At 67.7% G+C, this 18,775-nt stretch carries 18 protein-coding genes; 5 read left to right on the forward strand and 13 right to left on the reverse strand.

What is annotated here, in order from left to right:
- Window positions 1-5: 5 nt before the first annotated feature.
- From QM741_RS03540 to QM741_RS03585, 10 genes are all read right to left on the reverse strand, one after another.
- Window positions 6-2,504 (reverse strand): family 20 glycosylhydrolase, encoded by a 2,499-nt coding sequence (locus QM741_RS03540; protein ID WP_415206359.1) that lies wholly within the window; start codon window positions 2,502-2,504, stop codon window positions 6-8.
- Window positions 2,505-2,777: 273 nt separating this feature from the next.
- A complete protein-coding gene (gene rimI, locus QM741_RS03545; protein ID WP_415206360.1) occupies window positions 2,778-3,257 on the reverse strand; it encodes a ribosomal protein S18-alanine N-acetyltransferase in 480 nt (159 codons plus the stop codon).
- 4 nt (window positions 3,258-3,261) lie between these two features.
- Complete coding sequence (locus tag QM741_RS03550) at window positions 3,262-3,732, reverse strand: hypothetical protein (protein WP_415206361.1); 471 nt, start codon at window positions 3,730-3,732, stop codon at window positions 3,262-3,264.
- Window positions 3,729-4,337, reverse strand: coding sequence for an ABC-type transport auxiliary lipoprotein family protein (locus QM741_RS03555; RefSeq protein WP_415206362.1), 609 nt, complete (start codon window positions 4,335-4,337; stop codon window positions 3,729-3,731). The genes QM741_RS03550 and QM741_RS03555 overlap by 4 nt, the downstream gene beginning before the upstream one ends.
- Window positions 4,337-5,275 (reverse strand): MlaD family protein, encoded by a 939-nt coding sequence (locus QM741_RS03560; RefSeq protein WP_415206363.1) that lies wholly within the window; start codon window positions 5,273-5,275, stop codon window positions 4,337-4,339. Before QM741_RS03560 ends, QM741_RS03555 begins: the two co-directional genes overlap by 1 nt.
- Window positions 5,276-5,379: 104 nt before the next feature.
- Window positions 5,380-6,189, reverse strand: a complete 810-nt coding sequence (locus tag QM741_RS03565; protein ID WP_415206364.1) for an ABC transporter ATP-binding protein — start codon at window positions 6,187-6,189, stop codon at window positions 5,380-5,382.
- 23 nt (window positions 6,190-6,212) lie between these two features.
- Window positions 6,213-7,010, reverse strand: coding sequence for an MlaE family ABC transporter permease (locus tag QM741_RS03570; protein WP_415206365.1), 798 nt, complete (start codon window positions 7,008-7,010; stop codon window positions 6,213-6,215).
- A gap of 50 nt (window positions 7,011-7,060) precedes the next feature.
- A complete protein-coding gene (locus tag QM741_RS03575; RefSeq protein ID WP_415206366.1) occupies window positions 7,061-7,402 on the reverse strand; it encodes an STAS domain-containing protein in 342 nt (113 codons plus the stop codon).
- The gene (locus QM741_RS03580) at window positions 7,399-9,105 is read right to left on the reverse strand and encodes an ATP-binding SpoIIE family protein phosphatase (protein WP_415206367.1); all 1,707 of its coding nucleotides are present in this window, start codon (window positions 9,103-9,105) and stop codon (window positions 7,399-7,401) included. Before QM741_RS03580 ends, QM741_RS03575 begins: the two co-directional genes overlap by 4 nt.
- Window positions 9,102-9,911 carry a CDP-alcohol phosphatidyltransferase family protein gene (locus QM741_RS03585; protein ID WP_415206368.1) on the reverse strand — a complete coding sequence of 270 codons (810 nt, stop codon included), beginning with the start codon at window positions 9,909-9,911 and terminating at the stop codon, window positions 9,102-9,104. The genes QM741_RS03580 and QM741_RS03585 overlap by 4 nt, the downstream gene beginning before the upstream one ends.
- 91 nt (window positions 9,912-10,002) lie before the next feature.
- Here QM741_RS03585 and QM741_RS03590 point away from each other — a divergent pair, with 91 nt between their 5' ends.
- From QM741_RS03590 to QM741_RS03600, 3 genes are all read left to right on the forward strand, one after another.
- Entirely contained in the window at window positions 10,003-10,467 is a 465-nt protein-coding gene (locus QM741_RS03590; protein ID WP_415206369.1) for a DUF4124 domain-containing protein, read from the forward strand.
- Window positions 10,468-10,522: 55 nt separating this feature from the next.
- Complete coding sequence (locus tag QM741_RS03595) at window positions 10,523-12,223, forward strand: proline--tRNA ligase (RefSeq protein ID WP_415206370.1); 1,701 nt, start codon at window positions 10,523-10,525, stop codon at window positions 12,221-12,223.
- 121 nt (window positions 12,224-12,344) lie between these two features.
- Window positions 12,345-12,764: an H-NS family nucleoid-associated regulatory protein gene (locus QM741_RS03600; protein ID WP_415206371.1), complete on the forward strand. Its 420-nt coding sequence runs from the start codon at window positions 12,345-12,347 to the stop codon at window positions 12,762-12,764.
- 84 nt (window positions 12,765-12,848) lie between these two features.
- Here the strand turns inward: QM741_RS03600 and QM741_RS03605 are convergent, their stop codons facing one another.
- The 3 genes from QM741_RS03605 to QM741_RS03615 all read right to left on the reverse strand — a co-directional run bounded on the left by QM741_RS03605 (window position 12,849) and on the right by QM741_RS03615 (window position 16,305).
- The gene (locus QM741_RS03605) at window positions 12,849-14,129 is read right to left on the reverse strand and encodes a threonine/serine ThrE exporter family protein (RefSeq protein WP_415206372.1); all 1,281 of its coding nucleotides are present in this window, start codon (window positions 14,127-14,129) and stop codon (window positions 12,849-12,851) included.
- Between the two features lie 84 nt (window positions 14,130-14,213).
- Window positions 14,214-14,819: an alpha-ketoglutarate-dependent dioxygenase AlkB family protein gene (locus QM741_RS03610; protein WP_415206373.1), complete on the reverse strand. Its 606-nt coding sequence runs from the start codon at window positions 14,817-14,819 to the stop codon at window positions 14,214-14,216.
- Between the two features lie 52 nt (window positions 14,820-14,871).
- Window positions 14,872-16,305, reverse strand: a complete 1,434-nt coding sequence (locus QM741_RS03615) for an amidase (protein WP_415206374.1) — start codon at window positions 16,303-16,305, stop codon at window positions 14,872-14,874.
- 159 nt (window positions 16,306-16,464) lie between these two features.
- On the opposite strand from QM741_RS03615, the gene QM741_RS03620 reads away from it, so the two are divergent.
- Together QM741_RS03620 and QM741_RS03625 are read left to right on the forward strand one after the other, a co-directional pair.
- A complete protein-coding gene (locus tag QM741_RS03620) occupies window positions 16,465-18,102 on the forward strand; it encodes a 4Fe-4S dicluster domain-containing protein (protein ID WP_415206375.1) in 1,638 nt (545 codons plus the stop codon).
- Window positions 18,103-18,104: 2 nt separating this feature from the next.
- Window positions 18,105-18,716: a nucleotidyltransferase family protein gene (locus tag QM741_RS03625; protein ID WP_415206376.1), complete on the forward strand. Its 612-nt coding sequence runs from the start codon at window positions 18,105-18,107 to the stop codon at window positions 18,714-18,716.
- Window positions 18,717-18,775 lie beyond the last annotated feature (59 nt).

An 18,775-nucleotide genomic window follows, 5' to 3' on the forward strand; every position in this document is an offset into this window, starting at 1 on the left:
GCGGCTTACGGATTGTCGATCTGCGCGGAGCGCCCCCTGCGGCCGCTCGCATCGAACGCCGCCACGCGCAGGCTGCCGCGTTCTCGTAGCGGCCCGCTCACGACCGGACTGCCCGCATCGGGTTCGCCGCCGTCGCTGCGGTAGCGCAGCGTGAAGCCCGGAATCTGCATGTTCGCCTGCACCTCGTCGCCGACGCGCTTCAAGCCGGGCAGCGGAATGCGACAAGCGACGTCGGCGTGCTCCGCGACGAGGCGCGGCAGCATACGCTTGCCGACTTCGTTGACGAACACCGACCACGCCGCCGCGTGCGCGCTCGCCGCGCGCGCGGGATCGGCCTCGCGCGTCCATGCGGGATCGGCCGCCCAGCCGAGTTCGGCCGCGCCGAGCAGGCGCGGCATCACGAGGTAATCGATGCGCGCGGGATCGCGCAGGTTTTCGCCGAACAACGCCATCTCGACGCCGCGCACGTGCCGCTGGCCGTACTCGGTCAGGCCGTCGCGGCCCGCCACCAGCGTCGCATCGGTCGCGCTCTTGCGCGTGAAGTCGAACGGGATGAAGTCGTAGACGCCGTCGAGGTCGACGTAGGCGGCCCAATTCATGCCGGGCTCTGCGGGATCCTGGCTGTAGGCCATGTCGGCATAGAGGTTGGTCGCCGGCGAGAGCACCACGTCGTAGCCCGCGTTCGCGAGCCGGTAGGCCAGGTCCTCGGCGCCGCGGGTGTCGTTCCAGACCTGCAGCGTGAAGCCGCGCTGCACGAACGCGGGATTCGGGATCAACACCGACTTGCCGCGCAGCGCGGTGCGTCGTGCGCCGAGTTCCTCCCAACCGGTTGCGGCGATGCCGTGCGCGCGCAGGATGCGGTCGACGCGATCGTAGAAAACGTCCCAGACCTGCGCGGTCGAATCCAGATGCTCGCGCTGCATCAATTGACGCACGGCGGGGGAATGGTCCCATGCCCCGGCCGGCACCTCGTCGCCACCGACGTGCAGCGTGGCGAGCGGCACGCCCGCCTGCGCGTGCATCGCGACGAGGTCGGCGACGACGCGCTCGATGAAGGCGTAGGTCGATTCCAGTCCGGGGTCCATCACGTTGTCGGCATACAACTGCGCCGAGTGGTAGGTGGACTGGTCGCCCGGATCGGCGAGCAACAGCGCGTTCGCGTCGGCGCCGCCCGCCTGCGCGATGCGGCGCGCGCGAAACGCCATCGCCTTGATCGCGGCGCGCGCATGGCCCGGCATCTCGATTTCCGGGATCACCTCGATGTGGCGCGCGGCGGCGTAGCGCAGGATTTCGATGTAGTCGGCGCGCGTGTAATGGCCGCTGCCGTACGCATCGTCGACGTCGGGGCCGGAACCGAACGCGGGAAACAGGTGCTCGGCCTCGTCGGTCGTGTGTCCGCGCCGCGCACCGAACGAGGTCAGTTCGGGCAGGCCGGCGATCTCCAGCCGCCAGCCCTCGTCGTCGGTCAGGTGGAAATGGAACGTATTGAGCTTGTAGCGCGCCATCAGGTCGAGCAGCCGGAAGACGGTCTGCTTGCCCTGGAAATTGCGCGCCACGTCGAGCATGAACCCGCGCCAGGCGAAGCGCGGCGCATCGACGAGCGTGATCGCTTCCAGCGCGACGGGGTCGCCGCGCCTGAATTGCAGCGGCAGCAGGTCGCGCAGCGACTGCACGCCGCGGGCCACGCCCGCGGCGGTGTTGCCGGTGATGCGCACGCCTTGCCTGCGATCGACCGTCAACTCGTAGGCTTCCGCCGACGTCTCGCCGGCCACCGTACCGACGCGCAGCGCCAGCCCCGGTTCCCTGGCGCCCCCGTGCGCGTCCGCGGCGAAGTACGGCGCGAGCAGCACGCGCGCCTGTTCCGCTTCGTTCGCCGACGCCGCATCCGCATCGATGCGCGGCGCCGCGGACCAGACCAGCCGACCCTTGCCGCGCACGAACCGGCGTGGCGTCGGGAATACCGGCGGCAGATCGCCTTCCGGCACGTCGGCGACGAGGCGGTTGCGCTCGAAGATTTCGCCGGGCGTCGCCGGCGGCGAACGATCGCTCGCGTTCGTATCGACCTGATCGGCCAGCTTCGGCAACACGATACGGTAATCGACGATGGGATGGCCGACCTCGGCCGCCGCATCGCTGACGAAATACGGCGCTTTCGGCGCCTTGTCCGCGTTGAACAGCACGGCCGGATGGATCAGACCAAGGTGCACGCTCTCGCCCGGCGCCAGCGCCTTGAAGCCGGCCTCCGGTCGCAACCGGAACAGGCCGCCGTTGACGCGCTCGATGTCGACGTGGCCGCGCGCCTTGCCCGTTTCCACGTCGGCCAGGCAATCGAAGTAGATCGCCCAGCCGGCGGCCGGCAGCGGCTTCGCATCGCGATTGGTCAACACGAACTCGGCTTCGCTGCGGCGCTCCGCGCCATCGTCCGCAACGCCGATCCTCACCGTCTCCCACTGCAGTTGCAGCGGCGCCGGTTCTGCGCCGGCGAACGCGATCGCGTTTTGCAACAGCAGCGCCGCCGCGAAAGCGCATCGCGCGGACCGTCGATCCAGACTCATGCGTGGCCGTTTCATCGCTCTCCCCGGAAACCTTGCGCGACAACGGGCCGCGGCGTCGTTCCAAGCGCAGGATGGCCGAACGATGACAACGTTGTCAACCTCTGTCGCATCGCAACCTCCGACGCATGGCGAGCGGCCCGAACGGCGCACTGCAGGTGCAGTTTGCGATCCGGCTTGTGCGGGAGTTACGAGCAAGCGCCTTTGCGGAAATGACAAGCGAAGTCAGTCCTCCGGCGGCAACAACTCCATCGCCATCACGATCGCGTCCTCGCGGCCGTGCTTCGCCAGATAGTAATTCGGCCGCGTCGCGATCTCGTTGAACCCGAGGGTGGGATAGAGCGCGAGCGCGGCGCGATTCGATGGACGCACTTCGAGGAAGATACGCTGCACGCGATGCCAGCGCGCCAGCTCGATCATGCGCTTGACGAGGTGCCGGCCATGGCCGCGGCCCTGGTGCGCGGGCGCGATGCAGGCGTTGAGCAGGTGCGCCTCGCCCGCCGCGACCGAGAGGATGCCGTAACCGACGATCTCCGCGCCGTGCTGCAGCACCCAGCATTCGTAGCCGGCGCGCAGGCAGTCGCGGAAGATGCCGTGCGTCCACGGGAATTCGTAGGCGGCCGCCTCGAGCGCGGCGACGGTATCGAGATCGTCGGCGCGCATCGCGCGCATCTGCGGCCGCGGTTCGGCGAGGATGGCGACCATCGCGCTATTCCGCCGATCCTGTGCGCAACCGGCGCGCGAGGGGTTTCAGCGTCTGCCACAGCGCGCGCTTGCCGGCGGCGTCGCCGGGCAACCGGGCGGCATCGGCCGTCACCGCGATCGTCGCCGTATTTTGCTGCATCGTGGACAATTGCGCTCCCAGCGAGCGCGCCATCGCCGCGCCGAACACGAGATACGCGGGCGCATCCGCGGCGGCCGCGAGTTCGTCGTTCGCATCGGCTTCGAGCCAGTCGATCGCGTCGGCGGAGATGCCGAGCGCCTGCGGCAGATGCCGGAACAGGCGCGCAAGCCGCGCGTCTGCGCGAACGCCGTGCGCGCAGACGACGGCCAGCCGCGGCGATGCCGCGCCCGTCGCGGCGACAGACGGCGAAGAGGCGCCAGACGCCGCGCGCGTGCGCAAGACGTAGACGTCGACGCCCATCGCTTCGAGCAGATCGAGGCGCGTCGCGTCGATCATGGCTTGCCGCCCGCGAGCACGACGAAGTCGCCCTGGAATTTCGCGAACGTCTCGTCGACCGCCGCGCCGAACGCCTGCGCGGTCGCGGCCATCGTGTCGCCGGCGGCCGCGGCCTCGGCGCGATAGCTGCGTTCGAGCAGCGGTTCGCCGGAATCCTGCTCGACGCGCATCTCGAACTCCACCTGCGCGACGACGCCCTGCGCCTGCGGCACGCGCTCGTAATGCAGGATGCGCCCCTGCACGCGCAGCGCCTGCACGCTCGCCGGCAGGCGGTCGGTGACGAGCGGCGCGACGCCGGCATCGCGCAGGCGGTTGGTCAGGCGTTCCTGCAGGCCGCGCGCGGGCGGATCGCTCCACAATTGATAGTGATACGCGCGCAGCGCGCCGGCGTCGGGCGCGGTCGCGTAGAGCACGGCCTGTTCGGCATAGACGCCCTCGGCGCGGAACGTGGCCACTTCGATCGGCAGCACCGACAACGGTTTCGCCAGGCGCGGCACCGGCGCCGCGGGCGGCAGGCGAAAGTACGTGACGTCCGGAACGGTCGGAGGCGAACACGCCGACAAAGCCAGTGCGGCGACGGCGGCCGCGAGCAATCGCAGGTACATCATTTCGGCTCCTCGTCGACCTTGTCCGGCTTCGGCGCGATCAGCAGGCGGTTCGGGCTCATGCGCACCTCGCGCGAGAACTCGTTTAAGTTGCGCGCGGCGACGGCGAGGTTCTGCGTGATCGAATCGATGCGCTCGGACAGCGAGGCGAGGATGCCGCGCAGGTCGTCGACCGAATCGCGCACGCCGGGACGGTTCTCGCGGATCACCTGGTCGATTTGGTTGACCGCGCTGTCGAGCTTGGCCTGGGTCGCGCGCAGATCGTGCGACAACGCCTGCACGTTGCCGAGGATGGCGCCGATCGCCGCGCGGTTCTGCGGCTTGAGCAGGTCATCGACCGAGGCCGACGCGGAGTTGAGCCGCTGCAGCAGCTGGCGCGACTGGGCGACGATCTCGGGCGTGTTCTGGTCGAGCGTGCTCGCGATCGAGTCGACGTGCGTGGTCAGCGTCTTCACCAGCGGCGACACCTGGTTGCGCGCGAGGTCGCCGAGCTGCACCGCGAGCGCGTTCATCGACGAGAACAGGTCCGCGTTCTCGACGCCGGCCAGTTCGCCACCCGGCTTGGCCATGTCCGCGCTCGCGCCCTCGCTGATGCCGACGGCGACGTCGGCGAGCAGACCGCTCGAGGTCAGGCGCGCGACCGAGTCCTTCGGGATGGCCCAGTCGCGGCGCACGGCCAGCGTGACCCTGTAGCGCGTCTCGATCTTGCCGTCCCTGGGCGCGCGCTCGGGATCGATCGCCGCCACCTGGCCGATGCGAAAGCCCTCGTAGAACACCGGCGCGCCGTCGCGCAGGCCGGTGACGTTGCGGTAGCGCGCGACGTAATCGGTGCTGGCGCCGCCGCGTCCGGTGATCGCGGCGAGCGCGAGCAGCAGCACGATGGCGGCGGCGGCAACGACGGCGCCGACCAGCACGTAGTTGATGTTGTCGCGTTTCACGCGTGCTCCGAGGCCGCGGCGGCATCGGCGCCGCGTGTCGAAATCATACACGGCCGCCGGCCGCCGGCGAGCGCCCGGAGCCTCGCCGCATGCTCCAGCGCGGCTCAAAGCGGTGCCGCGTGCTCCTCGGTGAGCCGGCGCAGGTAGGCGTCGGCGTCGATCGGCGTTTCGCGCGGCCGGCGGTTGAGCAGGTCCTGGATGCGCTCGTTGTCGGCGCGGCGCACCGCATCGACCGTATCGGTCATGAGGATCTCGCCCTGGTCGAGAACGGTGATCGTGTCGGCGATCTTGAACGCGCTTTCCAGTTCGTGCGTGACGACGACGATGGTCATGCGCAGCGCGTCGCGCAGGCGCAGGATCAGTTCGTCGAGTTCGGCCGAGACGACCGGATCGAGACCGGCCGAGGGTTCGTCGAAGAACAGCAGCTTGGGGTCCATCACGATCGCACGGGCGAGCGCGGCGCGCTTGATCATGCCGCCGGACAACTGTGCCGGCATCAGGTCCTGGAAACCGCCGAGGTTGACGACCTCGAGCTTGAGGCGCGACATGATGCGGATCGTGTTTTCATCGAGCGCGGTCAGTTCGCGCAGCGGCAGCGCCACGTTGTCGCCGACGCTGAGCGAGGTCAGCAGCGCGCCGCCCTGGAACGACACGCCGATCTGCCGACGCAGCGCGAGCATCTGCGCTTCGCTGGCGCGACCGATATCGACGCCGAGCAGCCGGATCGCGCCGCCGCGCGGCCGGCGCAGCCCGAGCAGATGGCGCAACAGCGTGCTTTTGCCCGAACCCGAACCGCCCATGATCACGCGGATTTCGCCGGCGCGCACGTCGAAGTCCACGCCCTTGAGGATGCGGCGGCGGCCGTACCAGGCTTCGAGCTTTTCGACTTCGATCAAGGGCTGCGACGAAACCATGCGACTGCTCCGTTTTCCGCCGTTCAACGATTGAGGAAGAACGAAAACACCATGTCCGCGACGATGATGTAGCAGATCGACAGCACGACCGCGCGCGTGGTCGCGCGGCCGACGCCTTCGGCGCCGCCGGACACGGAAAAACCGGTGCTGATGCCGATCAGCGAAATCAGCACGGCGAACACGACGGATTTGGCGAGGCCCTGGCCGATGTCGCCCGGCGTCAGCAGCGCGAGCGTCTGCGCGATGTACGCCGTCGGGCTGACGTCGAGCGCGGGCGCGGAGTAGAACGCGGCGCCGAGGATCGCGATCGCGTCGGCGAAGACCGTCAGTACCGGCAGCATGATCGCCATCGCGAACAGCGCCGGCGCGGCGAGGTAGCGCACCGGATCGATGCCGATCACGGCGAGCGCGTCGATTTCCTGCGAAACGCTCATCGAGCCGATGCGCGCGGCCAGTGCCGAGCCCGAACGGCCGGCCACGAGGATGGCCGTGATCAGCGCGCCGAACTCGCGCGTCACCGACTTGGCCACGGCGATGACGACCTGCGACTGCGCGCCGAACTCGCTCAATGCGGCAACGAACTGGATGCCGAGCATGATGCCGATGACGAGTGCGAGCAGCGCCGTGATCGGCAGCGCGTCGACGCCGATCTGGCGCATCTGCGCGAACACCGAGGCGACGCGCACGGGCTGGCCGCGGCGCCAGCCGGTGATCGCAAAGCCGACGCTTTCGCCGAACAGCATCGCGGCGTGGCCGATGCCGGCGAGCGATCTTATCGTCGCGCGGCCGAAGGATTCGAGGATGGCGAGGACTGCGGTCATTTCTCACTCCGTCGTTCCGGCAGGAACTGCCTGAGCAACGAACGAAACGGCTACGCTTCCCGCGCCGCGTCGAGATCGGCGAAGATCGGGAAAACGCGGTCAAGCCGCGCGAGTTGCAGCACCGCCATGACCGCGATGCTCACCGCGACGAGACCGAACTTCTGGTTGCGGCTGCGCGCGCTCTGGAACCCTTCGACCAACGCGGCGATGCCCGACGAATCGATGTAACTGACTTCGGACAGTTCCACGCCGACCTTGCCCGTATCGCCGAGCGCGTCGAGGATCGCACGCCGCACCTGTTGCGACCAGGACAGGTCCACCTCGCCGCGCAAGCGCACGACGGCGTAGTCGTCCAGGATTTCGATGACGCATTCGTTGTCGTTGTCGCTCACTCGTCGTTCTCCGTCCTCGCCGCCAGGCGCTTGCGCATGAGCAGCCGGTTGCCGCGTCCGCCCGGCAGCGCCTCGACGCACCAGGAATCCATCGTCGCGTCGATGAAAGCGACGCCGAGGCCGCCGCTGCGGCATTCCGAGAGGTCGCGCGGCCTGATCCGCGCGGGATCCACGCACGGCGCCTCGTCGCGCAGCTCGAAGCCGAGCATATCGCGCTCGCGCGTCACGCGCAGGGCGATGGCGCCGGCGGTGGCGCCGCAATAGGCGTGACGCATGATGTTCGTGCACGCCTCGTCGACGACGAGGACGAGGCGGTCGCGCAACGCGGGCGCCACGTCTTCGGCGTCGAGCGCGTTGCGCAACCGGGCGCGCACGCGGCGCATCTCGCACGGGTCGGCGGGAAAATCCAGCGCGATCAGTTCGCGTACCTCGCTGCCGCACGGCTCCTGCAACAGCAACAGCGTGGTGTCGTCGACGAGCCGGCGCCGCTTCAGTTCGCCGATCAGCGCGCGCAGGCGCGGCTCGGGCGCGAGCGGCGCATGCCGGCGGATCAGTTCGCGCACGCCGTCGGTGCCGAGGCGCGCGCGCGGGCCGTCGCGCACGTCGATGGCGCCGTCGGAGAACAGATACAGCGCCGCGGCACCGAGATCGATCGTGCGCTCGGCGTACTCCGCGTCGGCGAGTATGCCGAGTGGCGGGCCGTCGGCGGGCAGTTCCTCGAACCGCGTGCCGCGATCGAGCTGGGCCGGCGGAAAGCCCGCATTGGCGATGACCGCTTTGCGCGAGGCGCGGTCGTAGATGCCGACCGCGGCACAGACGAAGCGGCCGTTGCGCAGCGTCTTGCACAATTCCGCGTTGGCCTCGCGCAGCCACGCAGACGGCGCCGGCGCGGTCTTGCCGCTGAAGCGCAACAGGCTGGCGACGCGCACCATCAGGAACGCGGCGTCGAGGCCCTTGCCGGAAATGTCGCCGATGAAGAACGCGATGCGCCCGTCCGGCAAATCGAAATAATCGTAAAAATCGCCCGAGATCTCGTGCGCGGGCAAGTTAACGCCGATCAGCGGGAACTTTCCGCGCCGCCGCTTCGGCAGCAGCGATTTCTGGATCGTGCGCGCCAGCCCCATCTCGCGGCGGATGCGCTCCTGCTCGGCGACGTCGAGCGCGAGGCGCGCGTTGTTGATCGCGAGCGCCATCGGCGCGGCGACGAGGCGCAGGATCTCGGCGTCGTCCGCGTCGAACGCGCCGCCGTCGCGACGGTTGATGATCTCGAGCGCTCCGATCGGGCCCTGCGCGGTGGCCAGCGGCACGCACAGCAGCGCGCGCGTGACGAACCCGGTCTCGGCATCGACGCGCGCGTTGACGCGCGCATCGCGGCGCGCGTCGTCGCTGTGCTGCGGCGCGTTTTCGGCGACCGCGCGGCCGACCAGGCCCTGCCCGGCCTCGAGCTTGAGGCCGACGATGTCGACCGGGCCCGCGCAGATCTTGCATTCGAGAAGTTTCCCGGCGGCGTCGAGCAGGAACAGCGACGCCGCTTCGGCATGCATGAAGTCCACGATGCGATCGAGCGCAGGCCCGAGCGTCGTCTTCAGGTCGAGGGACACCGCGAGCGATTGCGAGAGGTCGGCGAGGAAACCCAGCGCGCGCCGCCCGTCCGTGCGCGTCGGACCGCGCGCGGAAGCGGCGGCGGAACGCGCCGCTTTCACGGCGGCGGCGGCTCCGCGCCGTGGCGGGGATCGTCGCCGCGCACGTCGCGGCGGCCGCGCGCCGCGCGCATGCCCCATAGCGTCAGCAGCGGGCCGGAAAGCACGTACAACGCGGCGATCAGGAACAGCACGAGCGCGGTGTAGACGTAGAGCGCAACGAGCACGAGCACCGCGAGCGGAATGATCGCGAACGGCACCTTGTCCGACTTCGGCCCGGACTTGAAACTCCAGTAGCGCACGCGGCTGACCATGAGGCCGCCGGCGAGCACGGTGAGGAAAGGCGCGACGAACTGCGCCATCGTGCCGTCGATGCCGTACTCGGTCGCCGTCCACAGCGAAGACATCAGCAGGCCTGCCGCGGCCGGGCTCGCCAGCCCCTGGAAGTAGCGCTTGTCGGCCACGCCGACCTGGGTGTTGAAACGCGCCAGGCGCAAAGCGGCGCAAGCGGCATAGACAAACGCCGCGCCGAAACCGAGCTTGCCCCAGAGCGGCCCGTAGGCCTTGAGCGTCGACAGCGACCAGGCATACATGACGACCGCCGGCGCGAGGCCGAAGCTGCACATGTCCGACAGCGAGTCGTACTGCACGCCGAATTCGCTCTGCGTATTGGTCAAGCGCGCTACGCGGCCGTCGAGCGAATCGAGGATCGCGGCCATGAACACCGCGACCGCGGCATCGACGTAGTTGCCGGCGAACGCCGCGAGCATGGCGTAGAAGCCCGAGAACAGCGCGCCCGTGGTGAACAGGTTCGGCAGGAGATAGATGCCGCGGCGCGGTTTCGGCGAAGGGTCGGGTGCGGAATCCACGCGTATCCTGCAGGGATGGGCGGAGCAAAAGTGTACCGCAAGCCGGCGCGGCGCTAGAATCGGCACCGCTCGACCGCTCCGGAGTCCACCGATGTACCGCCCTCGCGTCGCTTCGTCACGCTTCGCCGCCGGCATTGCGCTCGCCGTCGCCGCGCTGATCGCCAGCGGCCCGATCGGCGCGACCGAACTGTACAAATGGACCGACAAGAACGGCGTCGTCCACTACTCCGACGTGCCGCCGCCGAAAGGCGACGAGACCGCCAAGCGCGTGCGCCTCAACGGCACCGAAAGCCCGAACGACGAGCCCGCCGCCGAAGCGAAACCGGCCGAGCCGGAAAAGACCGAAGCCGGGAAACCGCCCGAACCGGCAGCGGCCGCGCTGCCCGACACGCCGGAAAACCGCAAGCGCCTGTGCGAGCAGGCGCAGTCGCAGGTCGATCTGCTGCAGAGCAAATTCCAGGTCGCCGACTCCAGCGGCAAACCGCTCGACGACAAGACGCGCGCCGAACGCACCGTGCAGGCGAAGCAGGCCGCGTCGGCCTATTGCCAGAACTGACGATCTCGCCGTCTGCCGCTACAATCGCGGGCCCTCACGTGCCCTGCGAATCGCCATGCGCCTGTCCCGGTTCCACCTCGCCACCGTCAAGGAAGTGCCCGCCGACGCGGAGATCGCCAGCCACCAGCTGATGCTGCGCGCCGGGCTCCTGCGCAAGCACGCCGCCGGTTTGTATACCTGGTCGCCGCTCGGCCTCAAGGTGCTGAAGAAGGTCGAGGCCATCGTGCGCGAGGAAATGGATCGCGCCGGCGCGCTCGAAGTCGTCATGCCGACCGTGCAGCCGCGCGAACTGTGGGAAGAGACCGGCCGTTGGCAGAAGTTCGGCCCGCAGCTACTCAAGATCAAGGACCGCAAGGAAGCCGAGTATTGCTACGCGCCGACCGCCGAGGAAGTCGTCACCGACTTCGCGCGCAGCGAGCTGAAGAGCTACAAGCAGCTGCCGGTCAATTTCTACCAGATCAACACCAAGTTCCGCGACGAGATCCGCCCGCGCTTCGGCGTGATGCGCGCGCGCGAGTTCCTGATGAAGGACGCCTACTCGTTCCACATCGACGAGGACAGCCTCGGCCGCGAATACGACAATATCTACGCGACCTACGGCCGCATCTTCACGCGCCTCGGCCTCGCCTTCCGCGCGGTCGCCGCCGACACCGGCGCGATCGGCGGCAGCCGCAGCCACGAGTTCCAGGTGCTCGCCGATTCGGGTGAGGACGCGCTGGTATTTTCCGACGGCTCCGACTACGCGGCCAACGTCGAACTCGCTTCGCCCCTGCCGCCCGCCCCGCGCGCCGCGCCGGTCGAGGCGATGCGCGAGGTGCCGACCCCGGGCAAGTCGACCTGCGCCGACGTCGCCGCGCTGCTCGGCATCGACATCAAGCGCACGGTGAAGTCGGTCTGCGTGATCGGCGAGCAAGGCTTCGTCCTCGCGCTCGTGCGCGGCGACCACGAGATCAACGAGGTCAAGCTGCAGAAGATCGCGGGGCTCGCCGAATACCGGCTCGCCAACGAACAGGAAATCGTCGACGCGCTCGGCGCCAAGCCCGGCTATCTCGGGCCGGTCGGCGCGGATCGCAGCAAGGTGCACGTCGTCGCCGACCGCGACGTCGCGGCGATGGCCGATTTCGTCGTCGGTGCGAACAAGGTCGATTTCCACATCGCCGGCGTCAACTGGGTTCGCGACCTGCCCGAAGCCGACGTCGTGGCCGATATCCGCAAGGTGGTCGAAGGCGATTTATCGCCGGATGGAAAAGGCGTGCTGAAAATCGCGCGGGGCATCGAAGTCGGCCACGTGTTCGCGCTCGGCACCAAGTACTCCGAAGCGATGGACGCGAACGTGCTCGACGCCGACGGATCGAGCCGCCCGATGCAGATGGGCTGTTACGGCATCGGCGTGTCGCGCATCGTCGCCGCGGCGATCGAGCAGAACCACGACGACGCCGGCATCGTCTGGCCGGAACCGATGGCGCCGTGGCGCGTGGCGATCTGCGTGATCAATCCGAAGAACGACGCCAAGGTCGACGAGGCGGCGACGGCGCTGTACGACGAGCTCAATGCCGCCGGCATCGACACCGTGCTCGACGATCGCGGCCTGCGCCCCGGCGCGATGTTCGCCGACATCGAGCTGATCGGCATTCCGCATCGCATCGTCGTTTCCGAACGCGGTCTCGCCGCCGGCACGTTCGAATATCGTGCACGCCGCGACAGCGAAAGCCGGCAACTCAAGCGCGAAGAAACGATCGCCTTGCTGCGAAATTGAAATTCGGGCGGTTCGCAAAATCCGGCATCCTGCTGCGGTTTTCAAACCGCTCGTTCGTCGACGCCGAAAAACGGCGAACCGGGTTGTAGAATAAACCCGCAACGTATCGCATTGCGGGAAAGTGTTTATTTTAGCCGCGTTTAATGGCATTCTGGCCGCTCGCCGCGAGTTCTGCCAACGCTCCCGGCGCCCAGTCATCTCAGTCAGAGGCTTAACAATGGCAATTGATCTCAAGGGTCTTTCCCATCTCCAGTTGAACGAACTCATCAACCGCGCCGAATCGCGCAAGAGCGAATTGGCGAAAGAAAAAGTCGTCAAGGTGCGCGAAAAAATCGCCGCGCTCCTCAAGGCCGAAAATCTGACGCTCGAGCAGGTGTTCGGCGGGCGTGCCGCAGCGGGACGCAAGACGCGCCGCCCGGCCAAGGCGAAATACCGCAACCCGGCCGACCACGCGCAGGTCTGGTCCGGTCGCGGCAAGCGTCCGCGCTGGTACAACGCCGCGCTCGCGGCAGGCAAGAAGGAAAAAGATCTGCTGATTTGAAGCGAATCGAAACAGCGCCAATATAAAAGCGGCCCGGACGGCCGCTTTTTTTGTCTGCGCCTCTCCCGACCGCAAATCATCGATTCACAATGCCCTTCGCGGCGCCACGATCAAATCGCCAAACAAGAGCCCGGCGACCAGCGACACGAGAATCACGAGCAACGATGCGGCGGTATTGATGCCGAGAAACACGTCGCGGCCGACGATCGCCGACACGGTCAGGAATCCCAGGCTGCCGGGCACCAGCAGGATGATGCCGGGCTCGCGCACGAGTGCGCCGGGCCGGTTGGACACGCGCGCATAGAGATTGCTCAGCGCGCCCATGATCGCGCCGGCGAGAAACACGCCGAATTCCGGGCTGAACCGGCGGCTGCCGAAATACGTGATCGCATAGCCGAGCGCGGCCGCGACCATGACCAGCGGGAAATCGCGCCGCGCCGCGCGGAACAGCACCGCGAATCCGTACGCGCCGAAGATCAGCGCGACCCAGATGCCCCAGTCCGGAACCGGCGGCTGCGGCTGCGCCGACGGCACCAGCCCGAGCGCCTTGCACAGCTCGTTCGCGACCAGCGTGCCGAACGCGAGCTTGATCAGGATCGTGATCGCATCGGCCATGCGCGCGACGCCGGAGACCAGATGGCGCGTCGACAATTCGCGCACCGCCGTCGTCAGCGTCATGCCGGGAAACAGCACGATCAGGCTGGCGAGCACGGTGGTCTTCAGCGTCAGCGGCGCGAGATGCAGGCTGATCAGCGTCGCGAGGAAGGTCGCGATCATCGCGCTGACCGCTTCGAGCGCGAGGCGCGCGCGCTGGCTGTGCGCGCTCAGCTGGGCGACGAGGCCGACGACGAGACCTATGCACCCGGCCGCGGCGACGTCGACCCAGGCGCCGCGCATCAGCGCGGCGAGCGTGGCGGAGACGAGGCCATAGCAGAGCACCTCGTGCGCCTGCGCGCGCCGGCCGATGCGGTCGTTCAGCGTATGCAGCAGATGCGCACCCTCGATGATGTCGAGTTCGGCTGCGACGACCTTGTCGGCGATCTCGTTGACCTCGACCAGATGGTGCAGGTCGATGTCGCCGGGCGCGAGGCGGACGACGCGCGTGGTTTCGCTGACGTGGCCCTCGTCGTCGCGGTCGGCGAACGAAAAAATGATCGCGGTCGGGCTCGACCACACCTGCGCGCGCAGGTCGAGGCGCGCAGCGAGCTTGTCGAGCGCGCTTTCCAGGCGCGGCGCGGACGTGCCGTACTGGTGCAGCCTGCGCGCAGTCTCGACGACGAAGGCGATGCGCGCGTGCAGCGGCGCGCGCGCGCTCGGCACGATCGCGTCGTGGGCTTGAAATTTCGATTCCGGTTCGACCGACATAGGCTGCGCATTGTATCCATGTCCACCGGCGACATTTGCGGCGGCTTTTTTGCGCAGAGCGCGGCCGCCTTTCGATTTGCGCGCTCAGCGACGGGCGGCACGCACACGGCGGAACGTCAGATTGATCCGCGCGGCCACCGCGCGTGCGGTTTTCGGCAGGTCGTGGCGATAGTGGCGCTGCGTGCCCCCGGCGAGGCGCAACAGGCTGCCGGAAGGCAGGTCGAGTTCGAGGCGCAGGCGCGGATCGCAGCGATGGCGCAGGCGGAAGCGGCGCACGCCGCCGAAGCTGAAGGAAAGGATCACAGGCTCGGCGCCGAGTTCGGGCTCGTCGTCGCTGTGCCAGCCCATCGAATCGCGGCCGTCGCGATAGAGGTTCGCGAGCACACCGTTGCAGCGTTCTCCGCAATGCGCAAAAAGCCACTTTTTCAACTCGTCGAGCGCCGGCGTCCACGCCCGCGGCGCGAAGCGCGTGCCCGAATAGGCGTAGGCGGCATCGGAATCGCCGATCCAGCAGGACAACCTCGGCGAGTCGATCTCGCGCCCGAACAAGCGCAGACGATGCCGCTCCCACGGGATTCCCGCATGCAGGCGCGCGAACCAGCGTGCGGCTTCACCCTCGTCGCAAAACTGTGTGAGGCGCACGTCGGCACCGGGCAGATCGAAACTCCGCCATTCGATTCGTGCCGTCACGAAAAACGAGTGAAGAGTGCGGCCATGGATGGCCGCTTCGTGATCTTCGCGGTCACGGATGACCGCACGGATAACCCGGCGCCGCGTCGAGCGCCGCCGCGCAGACTTCGGCGAGTTCGAGCAGGCGCAGGTCCGAACCCGGCGGGCCGACGAACTGCATGCCGGCGGGCAGGCCGTCGAGCGTCGTGCCCATCGGGATCGTGACCGCGGGCAGGCCGGCGAGATTGGCGATGCAGGTGAAATCGCCCGAGTTGTCGGGCAACGGCGCTTCGAGCGGAAAGGCGGTCTGCGGCGTGGTCGGCGTGACGAGCACGTCGATCTGCTCGAACAGCCCGCGCGCGAAGACGACGGCGGCATCGAGCAGGCGGTCGGCCGCGGCGTAGTCGGCGGCGGACTTGCGCCGCGCATAAGCCAGCCACGCGTCCAACTCCGGCGATACCGGATTGGCCTTGTCGGCGAACGCTCGCGCATGGGTCACGAGCATCTCGGCTTCGATCAGGAAAAACGCCGCGCGCCGCGCCCGGGTCAGCGGAAAATCGCCGAAGCCGACCGGGCGGCGGTTTTCGAGTTCGTGCGCCAGCGTCATCAGCGCGCGCTCGAATGCGCGCTTCACGCCCGGCTCGGTGCCGAACGCGTCGAGATCGCCGAACAGGCCGACGCGCAGCTTGCCGGGCTCCCAGTCCGGCAGCGCCAGTTCGACGCGGCGCCGGCGCGAGCGTGGATCGGCCGGATCGTGGCCGCCGAGCACGTGCAGCAGCACACCGAGGTCGTGCACGCTGCGCGCGATCAGGCCGACGGAATCGAGACGGCGCGCGGCGGGAATCATTCCGCGCGTGGAGATTTCCCCGCTCGTCGGCTTCAGGGCGAACAGGCCGCAGTAGCTCGCGGGAATGCGGATCGAACCCAGGCTATCGGAACCGATCGCCGCCGCCGCAAGTCCCGCCGCCACGGCGACCGCGGCGCCGCCCGACGAACCGCCGGCCTGATAGCCGTGCCGATGCGGATTGTGCGCGGCGCCGGTATGCGGATTGTGGCTGGTCGCCGCGAGGCTGGCCTCGGGCACCTGCGTCTTGCCGAGGATCACCGCGCCCGCGCCGCGCAGGCGCGCAACGACATGCGAGTCCGCCGCGGCCGGCGCGTGCGCGCCCGGCAGGCCGCAGCCGGTCGGCAGGCCGGCCGCGTCGAAGTTGTCCTTGATCGCGACCGGTACGCCGTCGAGGCGGCCGATCTTGCCGTTCGCGCGGCGCACGTCGCTCGCACCCGCTTCGTCGAGCGCGCGCGGATTGAGCGCGACGTAGGCGTTCAATTCCGCGTTCTGTGCGGCAATCGCATCGAGATAGGTCTGGGTGAGCGCCTGCGCGCCGATGCGTGCGCTCGCGAGCCAGTGCAGTATCTGGCACAGCTCCGCACCGCGCAGCCGCTTCGCATCGGGCGGCGGCAGCGGCGCCAGCGATTGGGTGGCGACCGGACTCAATTCGACATTCATGCAGCTCTCCCCTTTCCCGCATTATTACCAAAATTTTGTTGTCGAAGCGTGCATTTCGGGATGCGAGGCCGAACCGCGATGAAACGACGGGCATTTGCTGCGCCCGCCGCAAAGCCGCACAATTCCACATCTATACCAACCTCCAGAGCGAGAGCCAGCATGAGCGAGCCCCTTCCCCGCGACGTGATGGAATACGACGTCGTCACCGTCGGCGCCGGTCCCGCCGGCCTTGCGTTCGCGATCCGTCTCAAGCAGTTGAAGCCCGACATCCGCGTCTGCGTGATCGAGAAAGCATCGACGATCGGCGCGCAGATTCTTTCCGGTGCGGTGATCGAGCCGCAGCCGCTCAACGAACTGCTGCCCGAATGGGGCAAGCATCCGCCACCGATCTGCGTGCCGGTGACCGAGGACGAGTTCTGGTTCCTGCCCGACCACGCGCGTGCGATCCAGTCGCCCGTCGTGCCGCCGCAGATGCACAACCACGGCAACTTCATCGTCTCGCTCGGCGCGCTGTGCGCGTGGCTCGCGCCGCAGGCCGAGGCGCTCGGCGTGGAAATCTATCCGGGCTTCGCCGCGAGCGAGCCGCTGTTCGACGACAACGGCGCGGTCAAGGGCGTGCGTATCGGCGACATGGGCGTGGCCAAGGACGGATCGCACAAACCCGGCTACACGCAGGGCATCGACATCGTCGCGCCGATCACCGTGCTCGCCGAAGGCTGCCGCGGCCATCTGTCGAAGCAGCTGATCGCGAAATACAAGCTCGACGCGGACAGCGATCCGCAAACCTACGGCATCGGCATCAAGGAACTTTGGCAGGTGCCCGCAGGCCGCACCACGCCGGGCAAGGTCATGCACACGGTCGGCTGGCCGATGGACAGTGCGACCTACGGCGGCAGTTTCCTCTATCACCTCGACAACGACCGCGTCGCGATCGGCTTCGTCACCGGCCTCGACTATCCCGACGCGCTGCTGTCGCCGTTCGAGGCGTTCCAGCAGCTCAAGAACCATCCGCACATCAAGCCGCTGCTCGACGGCGGCAACATCGTCTCGGCCGGCGCGCGCGCGATCGTCGAAGGCGGCTGGCAATCGCTGCCGAAGGTCGAGATGCCCGGCGCGATGCTGATCGGCGATTCCGCCGGCCTGCTCAACGTGCCGAAGATCAAGGGCACGCACCAGGCGATCCGCTCGGGCATGCTCGCCGCCGAGCACGTCGTCGCCGCGAATGCGCCGGCCGGCTGGGACGCGAAGCTGCGCGGCTCGGTCGTGATGAGCGAGCTGAAGAAGGTGCGCAACATCCGCCCCGGCTTCAACAAAGGGCTGTGGTTCGGCCTCGCCAACGCGGGCTGGGAAACGGTCACCGGCGGCTTGTCGCCGTGGACGCTGAAGAACCACGCCGATTGGTCCTCGTTGAAAAAAGTCGCGCCTGGCGAAACCGTCGCCGACGATCAGAAGCGACTCGGCTACGTCGAACGCACGCTCGCGCCGCGCGACCGGCTCGCCTCGGTCTATTTCGCCGCGACCGAACACGACGAGGATCAACCGGTGCATCTGCACGTCGCCGACACCGACGTCTGCGTGACGAAATGCGCGAGCGAATACCAGAATCCCTGCACGCGCTTCTGCCCCGCCGGCGTCTACGAAATCGTCGCCGACGAAACCGCGAGCACCGGCAAGCGCCTGCAGATCAACGCCGCCAACTGCGTGCACTGCAAGACTTGCGACATCAAGGATCCGTATCAGCTCATCACTTGGGTGACGCCGGAGGGTGGGAGCGGGCCGAATTATCAGAATTTGTAAACATGCAACAAATCACACCAGGCTCAGCCTTACTTTGCGCCGAATGTGGACATTCGGTCGATTTGTCTCGCGCAAAAATTGATGCTGTCGCACGAAAACTACGTCGCACAGCTGGCGCAGTTTTCGAAGATGATTTGAAGAAGTTCAAATCCAGCAAATGTGGCGCACATGAGCCTTTGTTAGTGCTTCCTCCCGACAAGTCCGAATCAGGACATAGTTGCACTGCCTGTGGAGGTGACGGGGGTAACAACGGCGGCTGTTATCACTGTGGCGGGACTGGATGGATTGAGGATTTTGTACTCGGAGATGCAACTTGGGCGTCGACTTCTTGGACCGTTCCATCTTCGACCCTGCCGTTCTTGAAATCACGTCGCGCTTGGGCAGAGTCCGAGGAAAGTGTTTCACGGGCATACGTATTCGGGAGTCGTCTTCGCGGAACACATGGATCGGAAAGCGATTTCGATCTCGCTGTCGAACTTGTACCTAGTGACCGCTACGAAACTCCTATGGATTATTGGTTCGCCGTTCTTCCTGAACTTGAGACGACACTGGCACCAAATCATCCCTTGGAAAGTAAGTATCCCCCGGCAAAGCCGGGGGCTTTATTGATGTGAGCCGCTCAAAGCGGCTTGTGCGGGGACGCTAACGCGGCCCCGCGTTCTTTGGCACCTGT

This window comes from Rudaea sp., assembly GCF_047601565.1.
Lineage (GTDB): Bacteria > Pseudomonadota > Gammaproteobacteria > Xanthomonadales > Rhodanobacteraceae > Rudaea.